This window comes from Streptomyces sp. NPDC102259 (assembly GCF_044766465.1).
Lineage (GTDB): Bacteria > Actinomycetota > Actinomycetes > Streptomycetales > Streptomycetaceae > Streptomyces.
On the sequence record NZ_JBIWMA010000003.1, the window covers coordinates 296,871 to 311,535 of the forward strand.

Below are 14,665 nucleotides of genomic sequence, written 5' to 3' on the forward strand. Positions count from 1 at the left end.
GGGTGGCCGGATGCAAACGGTCACTCAAACGGAAGACGAGGCGGAGGAGACGGGCGTCATGGCTGACACCTATCGCACCGGGACCGGCACCTGGACTCTGCGGCGTGCGGCCACGAACCCGACGGCGCCACCCCCGACCCCGGCCCGGGTGTCCGGTGTCCCGGGCGCCGGGCCCCAGCAGTTGCACCGAGGGATGACCCTCGTGGCCACGATCAGCCTGTTCATCGGGACACGGTCCGCCTGGACGACCGCGATGGCCTCACGTCCGGCCGTCGCCGGCGTCATCTCCGTCTGCTACGCCTCGATCCTCATCTGCGCCGCTCTCAGCCTTCTCGTACGGAGCCGTCGGGCGCTGATCAGGGTCGACGCCGTTGTACTGATGACCGCCGTCGCACTGGTGATCTGCGGCTACCTGCTCGATCACGCGGGCACCGACGAGGGAGTGCTGACCGCCCAGGCGGCGAACGAGATCCTGCACGGCCGTCCGGTCTACGGCCAGCCGTGGCCCTGGCTGTTCGGCACACCGCGCGTCGGGATCACCAAGACCATGTCCGGCGGTGCCGACTACACCTACGGCTACCCGCCGCTGACCGCACTGCTCGCGGCCCCGGTGCACGCCGTGGTCCACTCGACGGCGGCCGCCACCCTGGTCACCACGGCCGCGCTGCTCGTCTCCTCGGTCCTGCTGTGGTTCCTGCTGCCGGCACCCTGGAGGTCGGCCGCCACCGCGGTCTGTCTCGGCTTCGGCCTCCTGCCCCACTACGCCTACGCCGGCTACCCGGCGATCACGGCTCTCGCCCTGCTCATCCCTGTGGTGGTCCGCTGGCCCGCAACCGGTGAGGGTGGCCGTCTCGGCTCAGGGGGAGTGCTGCGGGCGGCGTGCCTGGGCGCTGCCTGCGCGGCCCAGTAGCTCGCCTGGTTCCTCGCCCCGTTCCTGCTGATCGGCCTGTACGCGGTCAGGCGCGGGGAACTCGGTCCGAGGCGGGCTCTGGGGGTGACCGCCCGCTACACGGCTACCGCCGCCCTCACCTGCGCAGCGGCCAACGCCTACTTCGCCGTCGAGGGCTTCTCCGCCTGGTTGCAGGGCGTACTCCTGCCGCTCGACCAGAAGGCGATCCTGCACGGCCAGGGCCTGATGGGCATCTCGTACTACTTCACCGACGGCAGCAGCCGCCTCGACTACTACTCCTACGGCAGCCAACTGTTCCTGCTCGGCCTGCTCGTCGCCACCCTGCTGTTCGTCCGGCGGCTCGGCCCCGCTCTCACCGTCCTGCCGTGGGTGGCGTTCTACCTCGCCACCCGCTCCCAGGACGGCTACTTCCTGATGATGACCCCGCTGTGGCTGGCGGCCGCAGCCACCGTCCCGGCCGCCGCGTTCGCCAACGCCTGGCAGCCGCGTCTTCCCCTCGTCACCGGCCACCGTGTGAAGGCCGTCGTGGCGGGAGGCTTGCTCATCCCCGCCCTGGCGTGCGTCGTGATCGCCGCGGCGAGCCCGCCGCCCCTGCGTATGAGCCTCTCGCCGCACTTCGCCACGCACCACGCGCGCGTGGGTGTCACCGCAATCGAGGTGCGGGCCGTCAACACCACCGGTACGGCGCTCACCCCGCACTTCGCGAGCCGCACCGGGCAGGGTGCCTCCAACTGGTGGACCATCGCCTCCGGTCCCGCGGTGCTCGCCCCGCACACCACCGGCGTCTACGACGTGAAACCCGCGGGAGGCTTCCGCGCGATGCCGGGCGGCCACGGCCCGGGTGCCTCTCTCATCGCCGTCACCGGCACCCCGATGACGATCACCACGGCTCACATCCCGGCTGCTCCTTCCGCGATCCAGTAGCGAGGGAACCAGGCGGGGGTACATCCACGGGCGCGCCTGGCGAAGCTGCGGTAGCTGCCGGCGACGTGCGTTGCCGAGCCCGTACCCCGACTGTTCGGCGTGCGTGTTGGTCAGCCGTGGTCGCGCAGCGGACCGACGCCGTAACCCCCTTCCTGGCAGGTGTCGAGGATCCGGGGCAGCGCGCCCAGCGCCGAGCGCCAGGCGCCCGGTGCTGAGGTGCAGTCAGAGTCGTGGAGCAGGATCGTGCCGCCGCCGTCCAGGTCGGCGGTGACGGTGCGGTGGACGGAGTGCGGGGTGGCGCGTGCCGTCCAGTCCTCTCCCCAGCAGGTCCACAGCACCGGGGTCAGGTCGAGGCGGCGGGCCGCGAGGTGGGCCGCGGTGGACATGACGCCGTACGGGGGCCGGAAGAGTGTGGGCTGCCGTCCGGTGATCGCCGCGACGGTGTCGCGGGCCCGGCGGAAGTCGTCATGGGTGGCACGCGGGCCGCGCAGCAGAAGGGGGCGGTGCAGCCAGCCGTGGACGGCGACCTCGTGACCGGCTGCCGCGATCTCGCGGACCAGGCCGGAGGAGCGGTGTGCCTCGCTGCCGAGCAGGAAGAACGTGGCGTGTACCCGGCGCTCGGCGAGCAGATGCAGGAAATGCGGGGTGGAGCGGGGGTCGGGGCCGTCGTCGAAGGTCAGGGCGACATGGTCCGGGCGGCCGTGGCCGGCGAGGCGGGGCATGAGGCGGTTGCGCAGCGGCCCGAAGGTGGAGATGACGGGCGCGGCGTGGGCCACGGTGAGGACGGGCAGGGCGGCCAGGGCGGCCGTGCGCAAGGTCCGGGCGGCGTTCACGAGTGGTGGTCTTTCGACCGGGAGGGGGTGTGACCCGGTGGGAAGTCGTCCAGGCCGAGGCGGTGGCCGAGGGAATGGATGAGGTCCGGGGTGCCGTAGGTCGTCACGACTCCGGTGGCGACGGCGCCCGCCCAGATGGAGGAGGCGAGGGCGGCGGTGGCGGCAAGCCGGCGTGGAGTGCGGCGCCGGCGTGTGACGGGACGCAGACTCCGGCCCGGGACTCCTCCTGCCCGGTGCACGCGCGCAATCTCGGCTGCCGGACCGGCGTCCGGGGTCCGGGCGAACAGAGCGAGCCCTGTTGCCCGTTGGCGAAGTCCGAGCGGGCCGTCGATCAGGTCGCACAGCACCGTCTTGAGGTCGGCCGGGTCGCGTATCCACACGGCCGCACCGGCCTCGTCCAAGGCTGCGGCGTTGGTCAGCCCGTGCCCTGGTATGCAGCGGTAACTGGCCACGGGTAGGCCCGACGCGAACGCCTCCAGCGAGGTCAGCCCGCCGGCGTTCTGCACGAGGACGTCGGCGGCGTGCATCAGGGAGGGCATGTCGTCGACCCAGCCGAAGGCATGGTCGATGCCGTCCGCGCGCAGCTGCTCGGCGAGGGCCTCGTTGCGTCCGCATACGACTGCCGGCACGGCGGCGCCGCAGTCGCGTAGTTCCAGCGCCACCCTGCGGACCGGGCCGACGCCCCAGGACCCGGCGACCAGCAGGGCCAGTGGGGCGTTGCGCGGCAACCCGAAGACGGCCCGCGCCCGCTGGCGCCGCTCTGTGTCGCAGGGCCGGAAGCGCGGATCGGTGACCGGTCCGCATACGCGCACGTCCCGGGCCCCGACGGCCCGCGCCTGGGCGGCGGGCACGGCGTGGGCGGCGAGGTGGACATCCACGCCCGGGGCGACCCACAGCGGATGCACCGAGAAGTCGGTCAGGTAGGTGAGGACCGGCGCGGCCAGCCGACCGTCCAGGCGCAGGTTGCCCAGCACCCGGCTGGCCCCCGGATAGGTCGAGACGATGGCCCCGGTGTCCGGGGGCAGAGTACGCAGTACCCGGTCCTGCGCCGTGCGCAGCAGCGCCCGCGCCAGCTGACCGCCGCCCCCGGTACGCTCGGTGCTGGTGTAGATCCGCTGGTAGGCCCATGGGGCCCGCACCAGCATCCGGTGGTAGCCCTCCTGGACGGTCCGCCCGAGGTGGGCGGGCAGCAGGTCCAGCAGGTCGAAGCGGTCCACGGCGTAACCCTGTGCGCTGAGGCGACGGGCGAGCTCGGCGGCGGCACCGTCGTGACCGGCTCCGACACTGGCGGAGACGATCGAGACCCGGCCCGCGCCGGACGTCGCGGCGCGTTGCCGGGGAACAAGGGCTGCGGGCGCGCGTGTGGGCGCCGTGTTTGCGGCGTGGGGCATGGGGCTTCCTCCGCGCATGACGGGAGCGGCGGAACTCTACGAGATGTAGTAGTTCGCGGGTCGAGCCCGGAGCATACCTCCTACGACTAGTAGGAGGTTGCGGGGGTAGTCTGTGCGGGCGACTGGCGAAGAGAGGATTCCGGTGGAGGAGCGAGGGGGCGAGGGTGTGTCCGGGGTGTCGGGCCGGCGGGCCCGCGGTGAACTGGAGAGCGATGTCCTTGCCGCGCTCTGGGCCGCCGACGGACCCCTGACGGCCCGCCAGGTCCGAGAAGCGTTGCCGGGTGACCTGGCCTACACGACCGTGCTGACCATCCTGTCCCGGCTCTACGACAAGGAGATGCTCGTCCGGCACCGCGAGGGCCGTGGCTACGCGTATGAGCCGGTGCGGGACGAGGCGTCGCACACCGCCCAGCGAATGCGGTCGCTACTCGAGGGTGGTTCCGACCGCGAGGCGGTCCTGGCCCGCTTCGTCTCGGAACTGTCCGAGCAGGATGAGCACGTGTTGCACCAGCTCCTGTCCGGGCATGATGCTCGCACCGGAGAAGATCGCTCAGGAGGGAGGGCGTAAGCCCGTGCTGTTCAGCGTCTACGTCCCCTTCGCAGTCACGGCTGTGCTCGCCGTGCTCGCGCCCCGACTGGCGCACATGCTGCCCCCGCGCCGCGCTGCCTGGGCCCTGGCCTGCGCCGCGCTCGTGACTGCGATCGGCTGGGCGGGGGCACTCGCCTTGCTCGCCTTCACCGGCGTGGCACAGATCCCGGAAGTTGCGGAGGAGGGCCGCTGGTCGGTGGCCGCCCTGCAAGCCGAGGACCCGGTCTACCTCGTCGTCGCGGGAGGCAGTGCCCTGATGCTGGCCGCGGGCGTCGTCTCGCTGGGCGTGGCCGCCGTGGGACAGGTCCGCCTCTTCGTCCGGGCGCGCCGGGAGCACGCCCGGCTGCCGGAGGAGACGGAGCTGGTCGTGGTCGACGACGACGGCCCGGTGGCCTTCGTGTTGCCCGGGCCGCCGGGCCGGATCGTGGTCTCCCGTGGGATGCTGCGCTGTCTCACGGACCGCGAGCGCGAGGCCCTCCTCGCACACGAGCGGGCTCACCTACGCTGCCGTCATCACCTCTTCCAGATCCTGTGGCGGCTCACGGCCGCCTTGAACCCGCTGCTGCGGCCGCTGGCCGTCGCGGGCGGCTTCGTCCTGGAACGCTGGGCCGACGAGGAGGCCGCGCAGCGCGTCGGCGACCGTAAGATCGTCGCGCACGCCGTCGGGCGCGCCGCGCTGGCATCCGCCGGTGCCTCATTCCCGGCCGCACTGGCCGCGACCGGCGGGGCGGTGCCGCAGCGGGTGCGGGCCCTGCTGGCCCCGCCGCCCCCGCGCCGGAGCCTGCCCCTGGTCGCGGGTGGCCTCCTGCTTGCCGTGTGCTGCGCGAGCCTCGCCAACGCCGCATCCGACAGCGATCAGCTGGTGGACAGTGCGCAGTGCGCGGCGTACGCCGCCACGGCGAGCGCACCGTCGGCCGGAGACCACCGGCACGGGCCCGACTTCTGCTTCGGGGAACACGATCGCCGGGAACTTCAGGAGCACCGCCCGTAACGAGGCGGCCGGGACCTGTCGGCTACGCGTCTTCAGGTCGCGAGCAGTCCGCGGCCGAACCAGTCCCCGCTGTGGCGGACGCCGGGCAGGGCGAAGAAGTAGCCGCCGCCGGTGGGGGAGACGTAATCGACGAGGGGTCTGTCGGTCAGGCGGGTCTGGGTGGCCTCGCACGGTCGCGGCACGTCCTGCTGAGAGCAACAGCTCACCCAGGCCCATGTCGAGGTTTCCGACGTGGTCGTCCCGCGGTCGTAGTTGTAACCACGGTGCACGATGCGGGAGTTGTCGGTCTTCGCGGTGCGCGGGTCGGCCGGCGGATGTGGGTGTCCAGCGGGATTGCGCTGCCAAGCGGGTCCTTGGCGTAATTCGGCAACGAAGCTGCGCTGTGACGCCGTTGAGGGGCAGCTGACGGTGCATCCACCAGGTCATGGCGCTTCCACGTCAGGGCGTTCGAGATCTGGCGGGTAGCCCTTGGCGCGCAGCCAGCTGTCGAGAGCCAGTGCGACGATGTCGCCGTGCGGTAGGTCGTGGTCGGCGTTGTAGCGGCGGACGCGTCGCTGGAGCTGGAGCGCGTCGGGAACGGCGTAGTTGAACTGTCCCCGTTTGGTGTGGCGGTTGCCAATGACCTGCATCGTGTCGGGGTGGGGGGAGAAGGCATCGCAAACGACGGAGCGGCGTGACAGACGGCGACGGAGTCGGGCCGACCGGGGCGACCCCGGTGACGTCAGCCGCTCACCGCCCGCAGCGCTCCGGGCCTACGGCCGTTGAGACGGTCGAGCGCGGTGGCCGTGGCCTCGTCGGCCGGGAAGTGCACCACCAGGCGCTGGCCCTCGTCCGAGAGCGTGAGCGTCTCGTACGACAGGCGGAGGCGGCCCGCCTCAGGGTGGTCGACGAGCTCGGTCCCGAACCGGGTGGGCAGGGCCGGAACGGCGAGCCGGTCGCTGAACGGCGCCCCCACCGTCGCGGTCAACTCCTTGGCCAGGGCGGCCACATACGGGTCGTGCGGCGAGGCTTCGTCGCGCAGATGGGCGACCTGTTCGTCGGCCAGCTTGCCCCATCCCGGGTACACCGCGCGTGCCCGGGCATCGGTGAACAGATACCGCATCATGTTGGGCGGATCGCCGTCGAGCAGGCCGAGCGGGCGGGCGTACCGCTCGTAGCCCTGTGTGCAGGCCACGATGTCACCGATCCAGTTGAGCAGGACGGCCGGTGCGGGCTCCAGATGGTCGAGAAGCGCCTGGAAGGTGGCACGCACTGTACGTACCGGCGGTACGGTGACCGACTGACACACCGCCTTGGCATCGCCGTGGTCCTTGGCCAGCCGGTGCATCAGGAGACGATCCGCGTGCGACAGGCGCAGGGCGTCGCCGATGGCGCCGAGCACCGGGGGCGAGGGGTTGCGGTCGCGGCCCTGTTCGAGCCGGGTGAGGTACTCGACGCTGATGCCGGCGAGCGTGGCGAGCTCGGCCCGGCGCAGCCCCGGCGCAGACCCGTGGGCAGACCCACCTCGGCGGGGGTGACGGCTTCACGGCGGGTGCGCAGGAAGGTGCCCAACTCGTTGTCGTTCACCTGTCGAACCGTACAGCGCGTGCCGTCGCGGAGGATGGCCCTGCCACTACTACCATTCGCCCCGCCTCCCTCGCCCGCCTCGGGGCTCGCACGATGAAGCCATGAGCAATGACAACTCCGCGAACATCACCGCCGCTTCCGTCGCCGCGCTGCCCCTCTCCCCGGGCGACTGGGAACTCGACCCCCTTCACTCGGCGGTCAACTTCACCATCCGCCACCTCGGGATCGCCAAGGTCCGCGGCCGGTTCACCGAGTTCAAGACCGCGCTGTACGTCGGTGAGACCCTCGACGCCGTGCGGGTGAGCGCCGAGATCGCTCTCGCCTCCATCGACACCGGCAACTCCGACCGCGACGCGCACACCCGCTCCGCCGAGCTGCTCGATGTGGAGAAGCGGCCGACGATGGCGTTCCGCTCGACACGGGTGTCCGGAGAGGGCGAGGACTGGACGATGGCGGGGGACCTGACCATCGGGGACGTGACCCGCCCGGTCACGCTCGCCGTCGAGTTCGGCGGGGTGGTGGACCACCCTGTGGACCAGAGGAAGCACGCCGGGTTCGAGGCGACGGGTGAGATCCGGCGCAGCGACTTCGGGCTGGACTTCGGCACCGGGCTACTCGGCGATGTCGTCAAGCTTCACCTGGACATGCAGTTCGTCGGACCGCAGGGCCAAGACGGCTGACCGAGGACGGGCAGCGCCTCGCCGGGAGTCTCCGTGGGGCGCCGCCCGGCACGCGGCCGACATCGTCATGGCCTGGCACGTTCCGTTCCTGCTCCAGTACGTCCATGCAGGGGCCCAGCGGCCCGACCGGCGCCGCACTCTCCTCGCCGGTGAACTGGGCGGTCGGCGTCGGCGCCCGCGTCGACGCCGGCCAGGACGGCGCGACCTGGTCGGTGAGGCGGGTCTCCAGAACCGCCGGGCCGCTGACGTTCGACGAGCTGTCCCAGGGCGCCGCAGTGACACCCCCCCAGCTGGAATCTGCGCTCTTCCGCCTCGACTTGCTCGGCCTCATCGCCCCCCAGAGGCAAAGGAGAAGCCGTACGTCTCGTCGCGGGCCGCATTGCCTGGGCCGCTCTGCATCAGCTGACCGACCTGCGGAGACGCGTCATCGACACGGTCCGCGAGTAGACGCAAGCCCACCTCCACCCGGCACCGGCTTACCTCGCGCTGAATGGCACCGTCCTCGAAGGAACGGCATCACATCCCGTGGACGTACAAGAGCTGATCTTCGTTGCGCCGACAACCACTCCGGCTGACTGGCAGGACGCGGGCGCCGCCCTCGCCACACAGCTGTCCCATGATCTGGGCAACGTCGTCGTCCACCGCGGCGCCCATGACACCCAGGAGGCGGAGGCCATGGGGGAAGGAGCGCCGTACGCGTTGTCCCTCCGTGATGGCCAGGACATGTTGGCTGACGCAGTGTCGTGGCCCGGTGCAGACGAAGGGTCGCCTACGCCTGGATCCACCGCCTCAGCGCCTCGACCGTGTTCTCCGGCGACGTGTTGAAGCACAGCCGGATCCCGGGCGCCTCCTCGGTGAGGAGGTTGCACTCCTGCGGCGAGGGGCGGGCCCCGCATATCGGGAGCAGGCCGCCGGGATGGATGGGTCGCAAAGGGCCGAATTCCGCAGGCAGTTTGCGCTGCCTGTTCGCGGGACCGGTGTGTCAGAGCATGCCATGCGGCGAAGCCGTACCGCCCCCCGATCGCCCGAAATGTCTGCCGAATGGTCAGTCCTGTTCCAGCATCCGATGTCACGCGGTGACACCGGGCTTCGGCCCAGGCGGCCCTGATACGGATGGTGTCCCGCCGGGTGGTGCAGCCGATCAAGTCGCCGGAATCCGCATATCGGCGGCGGTGGCTCCGCACGACCGGTCGCTCAACTCGCCCCAGCATCGCGCCTCGTGGATCGCTGGCTCGGCGAAGATCACCTGGAGTCTCGTACCGGAACGCCCAACGCTTGATCCCCTACACCACGACGCGGGACGCGACCCTGATACGGATCTGCGGTGTCACGACCAGTAGTCCCGGCCCCACCTCGGATACAGCCGGTCACAACGGTGGTCATCCGTGTTCCAGACCTGCTTAAACACCTGACCGAGGGCTGACCATGACTTTCGAGGGACACACCGATCGTGCGCCGCGCCTCCTGCCGCACCGCGAGCAGGGCGAAGCGCTCCTCGCCATCCGGGAAGCCGTCCCGACGGCGCCCAGCGAAGAGGGCATCGATCTCTTCGCCGTGCCCGCCGGTGAGGTTCAGGGGCGCGGCTTCGACATCTCGCGCTTTCACCGGCTCTCGCGCCTGCCGGCCGCGCCGAATGGATCGGTCTCGCCTTCGACTGACGGCCCGCCGGACGCGGCCTGAGTGGCCCGGCCACGTACCCCGAGTTGCAACTCGAACCGGCCTCGGCCCTCTGAGGCGCGACGACACCCTGACGAGAGGATGATCATGACCGCTCCCACTCACGAATCGCCACCGGCTCCGGCCGCGCCGAACGACCACAGGTCGCGCGCTCTTCTCCTCGACCTCGACGGCGTCCTGCTCGACACGCGTCCGGTGATGCGGAAGGCGTGGCAGAGGGTCCAGGAGATCCATGGCGTCGCGTTCCCCTTCCGTGACTACGAGCGCCACCTGGGCCGCGAGTTCGGGGACATCATGCAGCGATTGGGCCTGACCGACATCGAAGCGGTCCGCCAGACGTACGAGGCGGAGTCCGTGGCCACCGCGCACCTAGCGGAGGAGTTCGCCGGCATCGTCGAGACGCTCCACGCCTTCGTGGCCGCCGTGGCGGCTGGGCGTCGTGACGTCCAAGCACGTCGACCGGGCGGCCCCGCTCCTTGCGCGCCTTGGGTGCCCCTTCGCGACCGTTCGCACGCCCGCGGGAGCGGGCCGGACGAAGCCGGCCCCGGATCCCCTACTCCTGGCGCTGGTCGACCTGGGAGTCGACCCCGCCGCCGCCGTCTACGTGGGTGACATGGCGGTCGACCAGGAGTCCGCCGCACGCGCCGGCGTCCCCTATGTACACGCTGGATGGGGCTACGGGCAGCCGACGGATCCCGCCCCCGAGACTGCCGCTTCGCCCAAGGAACTGCTGAGCTTCCTCCTCCCTGCCAAGCAGCTCGTCGAGGGGAGCACGGTGTGAGTCCCCGCACGACTGGCGGCCTCGGCCTGGTCCGCTCCTCCGACGCCGGGAAGCCGACGTGGGCTCTCGTCGGAACCGGTGCCCTGGCGCACGCGCGAACCGACCACGTCCACACCACGGACCTGGAAGCGACGACCGTCGACAAGCAGGTACTGCGCTCCGGCGTCGAAGACGTCATGGCCGCCCTCGACCACTACAGCGCCACACTGGCCTCCACCCCGGGCGGAGCCGGCTGGCTCCACGTCCAGCACGTCCCCGTGCGACGCTTCGTCGCCGATATCGTGCGCAAGCTCCTGGCCCTGAACGCCTGGGCACCGTTCGCCTCGACCCCAGGGCCCCTGACCCTGGCCCCGTACGAAGGACTCGTGGGACTGCGTTCGAGCAGCTCGCGTGAGTACCTGGCCTACACCGTGACGTGGTCCGGCGTCGCGTACGTGCTCGGTGCTGCGGCACCGCACAACCCGACCCGCTCCGCCCAGCTCCGCGACCGCGCCCGGACGAGTACGGCGAACACGGAGCCGAGTCCGCTCCCCTCGGATCTCGGACGGCAGGACGTTCTGGCGCTGTCATGGACCTCCCGCCACGCGGCCACGCTGACCCCGGTTCTCGCCGAACTGGCGCGCGGCGGGCAGAGGAGTCTCCTGCTCGATCTCGCCACTGATGCCGCCGAGCGGTGCAGCGCGGGATCGGTCACGGGTATCGAGCTGCGCTCGGCTCCGAGCGACCTCTTCACCCTCTCCGGCACCGCCGAGGGCCTCCACCGTCCCGACGACGAGCACGTCGTCCAGGTGGGAGGCCACGGTGTTCAACTTGCCCGGCTCATAAGGCTCTTGTCCGTGCTCTTGGAGACCAGCGGGGGCTGCACCCAGCCGTCGTGGCGGACGGTGGTGCGGGCGGAGAGCTGGCTCGACGACATGCTGTCGACCACCCGGCCGCACACCGTCTTGCTGAGCAACGACACCAGCCCCCTGGGCGTGCTGGCCGCGCACGTCGCCGAGCGGCACGGGGCGAACTCGGTGCACGTCCAGCACGGGGCGTGGACGGCGGAATCGGTCGTCTGGCCGGCCCTGCACAGCCGCGACATTGTCGTCATGGGCGAGCGGGACCTCGCTCTGGGCCAGAGGTGGGCACGCCACCCCGAGGCCGAGGTGCACGTCCTCGGGCAGCCACGCTTCGACATCCTCGCCGGCCTTGGCCGCCAGGCACAGCGGCGGTACCTGGAGAAGATGTTGGCTCCGGGTGGATGGCGCGCGCCCGCCCGGATCGCGGTGTGGGCCTGCCAGCCCTTCAACCCCGATCACCTCAAGTCCCGCGCGGACGTCCTCCTGGACGGGCTCGCCGAGGCGGACGGCGACTGGGGGCTCGTCATCGCTCCACACCCGGCACAGGGAGCCGACGCCTTCACCGCTCTGGTGAAGCGGGACGGCGGGACGCCGGTCGCGGTGGCCGATCCCCGGGTCGGAGCACGAGGCTGCCTCGCCGGCGCTGACGCCATAGCGAGCGCGTACTCGACGTGCGGGATCGAAGCCGCGCTGCCCGGCATCCCGGTCCTCGAAATCGGCCCGCCGGGCGAACGCACCCTGGGCCTGACCGGTCACGGACTGGCGACCCGGTGCGAGGCAAGCGGTGACGTCGCCGAAGCGCTCTCCGGCGTGCGCGGGGGCCCGGCGCCGATCCCGCGGGCGGCTCTCGACGAGGTCTGCCGGTGGCGCGGCGACAGCGCCGCTCGGATCGCCCGGCTCATCACCGACCGCGCCCCCTCCGGCCCGAGGGCCGACGACTCCACCCACCACCACCCGGGCGCCGCTGCGTCGCCCCAGGACGAAGGAGCATCCGTCCGATGACATCCCTCACGGCCGACAGCATTGGCGAGCCGGGGGCCGGGGCATATCAGCCCGGGGTCCGAGGTGGCTGGGTGAAGGTTCGGCATGCCGAAGCCCGTCCCGCCGATCTCCGTGCCGCCACCGGGTCCTCGTCTCCATCCTGACCATCTTGTTGGTCGGGTTCGACGACAACAACACACATCTCACTGCTCACCTGACGCGCTACTGAACAGGGCTGCTGCGCATGCGGCGAGCGCCTCGGTCGGCAAACCACCGCCCCGGACGTGGGGGCAGCCGGATGACCGAAGGAGTGCCAGTACGTGTGGAGGTCCGGGCCGGAACTGGCCGTAGCCGTGTGATGCGCGTGCGCGGCGAGGGCTGAACTCCGAATTTTAAGGGACGTCAGTGGCGGCGTCGTTGCGGGCATGGCGAGGCCCCTCTGGTGAGCACTCTCCGTAAAGGATGACGGGCAATCAAGCATGCCTGACGCATCGTTACCCATTCAAGATCATCTTGCACACGCGTGCGCAAGGTGATGAAAAGTGGCGGTGATCAATGGAAGGTCGAGAAAGGGTATAACCGCAGGTCGTCAGGCATTTAGGGGTGTCGTGCCCCGTGCCCCCAAGGGGCACAACGCCCCGCCGGTCAGATGTCCCGGAAGATCTCGATCTGCGCCCCGACGGAGTTCAGCCGTTCGGCCAGGTCCTCGTAACCGCGGTTGATGACGTACACGTTGCGCAGCACCGACGTGCCCTCCGCCGCCATCATCGCCAGCAGGACGACCACCGCGGGCCGCAGGGCCGGCGGGCACATCATCTCGGCGGCCCGCCAGCGCGTCGGACCCTCGACCAACACCCGGTGCGGGTCGAGGAGTTGGAGCCGTCCGCCGAGCCGGTTCAGGTCCGTCAGATAGATCGCACGGTTGTCGTAGACCCAGTCGTGGATGAGGGTCTTGCCCTGCGCGACGGCCGCGATGGCCGCGAAGAAGGGGACGTTGTCGATGTTCAGCCCGGGGAACGGCATCGGGTGGATCTTGTCGATCGGCGCCTCCAGCTTGGAGGGCCGGACCGTGAGGTCGATCAGACGAGTGCGGCCGTTGTCGGCCGGGTACTCCGGCGTACGGTCGTGGTCGAGCCCCATCTCCTCCAGGACCGCCAGCTCGATCTCCAGGAACTCGATGGGTACCCGGCGCACCGTCAGCTCCGACTCGGTGACGACGGCGGCGGCCAGCAGGCTCATCGCCTCGACCGGGTCCTCGGAGGGCGAGTAGTCGACGTCGACGTTGATGTTCGGCACGCCGTGCACGGTGAGCGTGGTGCTGCCGATGCCCTCGACCCGCACGCCCAGCGCCTCCAGGAAGAAGCACAGATCCTGGACCATGTAGTTGGAAGAGGCGTTGCGGATAACGGTTGCACCGTCGTACCGGGCCGCCGCCAGGAGAGCGTTTTCGGTAACCGTGTCCCCGCGCTCGGTCAGCACGATCGGCCGGTCCGGGCGGATGGCGCGGTCGACGACGGCGTGGTACTGCCCTTCCGTCGCCGCGACCTCCAGCCCGAACCGGCGCAGCGCGATCATGTGCGGCTCGATGGTCCGCGTACCGAGGTCGCAGCCACCTGCGTACGGCAGCTTGAAGTGGTTCATCCGGTGCAGCAGCGGACCGAGGAACATGATGATGGAACGGGTGCGTACGGCGGCCTCGGCGTCGATCGCCGCCATGTTCAGCTCGGCCGGCGGCACGATCTCCAGGTCGACACCGTCGTTGATCCAACGGGTCCGTACGCCGATGGAGTTCAGGACCTCGAGGAGGCGGTAGACCTCCTCGATCCGGGCGACCCGACGCAGCACCGTGCGCCCCTGGTTGAGCAGCGAGGCGCAGAGCAAGGCCACGCAAGCGTTCTTGCTGGTTTTCACGTCGATCGCGCCGGACAACCGACGGCCGCCCACGACTCGCAGGTGCATCGGTCCCGCATAGCCCAGAGAGACGATTTCGCTGTCCAGGGCTTCACCGATTCGAGCGATCATCTCAAGGCTGATGTTTTGGTTGCCTCGCTCGATGCGGTTGACGGCACTCTGGCTGGTTGCGAGCGCCTCGGCCAGCTGCGCCTGTGTCCAGCCCCGGTGCTGCCGGGCGTCACGGATGAGCTTGCCGATGCGTACGAGGTAGTCGTCTGCCATGGGGTTGAGGTTATCTCAGATATGAGATGGCACCTCTTAGGGGGTCCGTTCGGGTGACGTCCCGTCAATGGTGCCCGTCCTTACGGGTACGGCGCCACCCGAAAGGTCCGGGCAAATCAACCGATGTCGTACGACGTCCGGTACTGCTGTGCGTGTGACGGGGTCCGTGCTTGCCGCCGCCGGTCGTGATGGACCAGGAATGCCGATTGATGTTCAGCCGCACCCCGGGAAGGATGCGGAAACTCTTGCGGAAAGTGAGGGGCATCGAGCCTCCTTCGTCGCGTGGCGTCCGTCCGCACACGTCTACCCCGACTCGGCGAACCCA

General features: G+C 70.5%; 14 protein-coding genes and 3 pseudogenes. 9 read left to right on the forward strand and 8 right to left on the reverse strand.

Going from position 1 to position 14,665, the window contains the following annotated elements; all coding sequences use genetic code 11:
• Nucleotides 1-58 precede the first annotated feature (58 nt).
• Both ACIRPU_RS10050 and ACIRPU_RS10055 read left to right on the forward strand, forming a co-directional pair.
• A complete protein-coding gene (locus ACIRPU_RS10050; RefSeq protein WP_403864226.1) occupies nucleotides 59-910 on the forward strand; it encodes a hypothetical protein in 852 nt (283 codons plus the stop codon).
• An 84-nt stretch (nucleotides 911-994) separates the two neighbouring features.
• Nucleotides 995-1,834, forward strand: a complete 840-nt coding sequence (locus ACIRPU_RS10055; RefSeq protein WP_403864229.1) for a hypothetical protein — start codon at nucleotides 995-997, stop codon at nucleotides 1,832-1,834.
• A 110-nt stretch (nucleotides 1,835-1,944) separates the two neighbouring features.
• Here ACIRPU_RS10055 and ACIRPU_RS10060 read toward each other — a convergent pair whose 3' ends face one another.
• Both ACIRPU_RS10060 and ACIRPU_RS10065 read right to left on the reverse strand, forming a co-directional pair.
• Nucleotides 1,945-2,667, reverse strand: a complete 723-nt coding sequence (locus ACIRPU_RS10060) for a polysaccharide deacetylase family protein (RefSeq protein WP_403864232.1) — start codon at nucleotides 2,665-2,667, stop codon at nucleotides 1,945-1,947.
• Complete coding sequence (locus tag ACIRPU_RS10065) at nucleotides 2,664-4,058, reverse strand: glycosyltransferase (RefSeq protein WP_403864235.1); 1,395 nt, start codon at nucleotides 4,056-4,058, stop codon at nucleotides 2,664-2,666. The genes ACIRPU_RS10060 and ACIRPU_RS10065 overlap by 4 nt, the downstream gene beginning before the upstream one ends.
• A gap of 142 nt (nucleotides 4,059-4,200) precedes the next feature.
• Between ACIRPU_RS10065 and ACIRPU_RS10070 the strand changes: the two genes are divergently transcribed.
• Both ACIRPU_RS10070 and ACIRPU_RS10075 read left to right on the forward strand, forming a co-directional pair.
• Nucleotides 4,201-4,626, forward strand: coding sequence for a BlaI/MecI/CopY family transcriptional regulator (locus tag ACIRPU_RS10070; RefSeq protein ID WP_403864238.1), 426 nt, complete (start codon nucleotides 4,201-4,203; stop codon nucleotides 4,624-4,626).
• Nucleotides 4,583-5,638 carry a M56 family metallopeptidase gene (locus ACIRPU_RS10075; protein WP_403864241.1) on the forward strand — a complete coding sequence of 352 codons (1,056 nt, stop codon included), beginning with the start codon at nucleotides 4,583-4,585 and terminating at the stop codon, nucleotides 5,636-5,638. The genes ACIRPU_RS10070 and ACIRPU_RS10075 overlap by 44 nt, the downstream gene beginning before the upstream one ends.
• A 32-nt stretch (nucleotides 5,639-5,670) precedes the next feature.
• Here the strand turns inward: ACIRPU_RS10075 and ACIRPU_RS10080 are convergent.
• The 3 genes and pseudogenes from ACIRPU_RS10080 to ACIRPU_RS10090 form a co-directional block, all read right to left on the reverse strand.
• Nucleotides 5,671-6,005 (reverse strand): annotated as a pseudogene (locus tag ACIRPU_RS10080) (deferrochelatase/peroxidase EfeB); the annotation flags it as partial.
• 55 nt (nucleotides 6,006-6,060) lie between these two features.
• Complete coding sequence (locus ACIRPU_RS10085; protein ID WP_403864244.1) at nucleotides 6,061-6,267, reverse strand: hypothetical protein; 207 nt, start codon at nucleotides 6,265-6,267, stop codon at nucleotides 6,061-6,063.
• Nucleotides 6,268-6,359: 92 nt separating this feature from the next.
• Nucleotides 6,360-7,204 (reverse strand): annotated as a pseudogene (locus tag ACIRPU_RS10090) (helix-turn-helix transcriptional regulator).
• A gap of 101 nt (nucleotides 7,205-7,305) precedes the next feature.
• Between ACIRPU_RS10090 and ACIRPU_RS10095 the strand changes: the two are divergent.
• Nucleotides 7,306-7,884, forward strand: a complete 579-nt coding sequence (locus ACIRPU_RS10095; protein WP_403864247.1) for a YceI family protein — start codon at nucleotides 7,306-7,308, stop codon at nucleotides 7,882-7,884.
• 769 nt (nucleotides 7,885-8,653) lie between these two features.
• On the opposite strand, the gene ACIRPU_RS10100 is transcribed toward ACIRPU_RS10095, so the two are convergent.
• Entirely contained in the window at nucleotides 8,654-8,815 is a 162-nt protein-coding gene (locus ACIRPU_RS10100; protein ID WP_403864250.1) for a hypothetical protein, read from the reverse strand.
• Between the two features lie 494 nt (nucleotides 8,816-9,309).
• Between ACIRPU_RS10100 and ACIRPU_RS10105 the strand changes: the two genes are divergently transcribed.
• The 4 genes and pseudogenes from ACIRPU_RS10105 (at nucleotide 9,310) to ACIRPU_RS10120 (ending at nucleotide 12,186) form a co-directional block, all read left to right on the forward strand.
• Nucleotides 9,310-9,564 carry a hypothetical protein gene (locus ACIRPU_RS10105; protein WP_403864253.1) on the forward strand — a complete coding sequence of 85 codons (255 nt, stop codon included), beginning with the start codon at nucleotides 9,310-9,312 and terminating at the stop codon, nucleotides 9,562-9,564.
• Nucleotides 9,565-9,759: 195 nt separating this feature from the next.
• A pseudogene (locus ACIRPU_RS10110) lies at nucleotides 9,760-9,912 on the forward strand (HAD family hydrolase); the annotation flags it as partial.
• Between the two features lie 88 nt (nucleotides 9,913-10,000).
• Nucleotides 10,001-10,342 carry an HAD family hydrolase gene (locus ACIRPU_RS10115; protein WP_403864256.1) on the forward strand — a complete coding sequence of 114 codons (342 nt, stop codon included), beginning with the start codon at nucleotides 10,001-10,003 and terminating at the stop codon, nucleotides 10,340-10,342.
• Nucleotides 10,339-12,186 (forward strand): hypothetical protein, encoded by a 1,848-nt coding sequence (locus ACIRPU_RS10120; RefSeq protein ID WP_403864259.1) that lies wholly within the window; start codon nucleotides 10,339-10,341, stop codon nucleotides 12,184-12,186. Before ACIRPU_RS10115 ends, ACIRPU_RS10120 begins: the two co-directional genes overlap by 4 nt.
• 624 nt (nucleotides 12,187-12,810) lie before the next feature.
• Here ACIRPU_RS10120 and ACIRPU_RS10125 read toward each other — a convergent pair.
• Together ACIRPU_RS10125 and ACIRPU_RS10130 are read right to left on the reverse strand one after the other, a co-directional pair.
• A complete protein-coding gene (locus tag ACIRPU_RS10125) occupies nucleotides 12,811-14,340 on the reverse strand; it encodes a UDP-N-acetylglucosamine 1-carboxyvinyltransferase (protein WP_403864262.1) in 1,530 nt (509 codons plus the stop codon).
• A gap of 64 nt (nucleotides 14,341-14,404) precedes the next feature.
• The gene (locus ACIRPU_RS10130; RefSeq protein WP_403864265.1) at nucleotides 14,405-14,605 is read right to left on the reverse strand and encodes a DUF4236 domain-containing protein; all 201 of its coding nucleotides are present in this window, start codon (nucleotides 14,603-14,605) and stop codon (nucleotides 14,405-14,407) included.
• Between the last annotated feature and the right edge of the window lie 60 nt (nucleotides 14,606-14,665).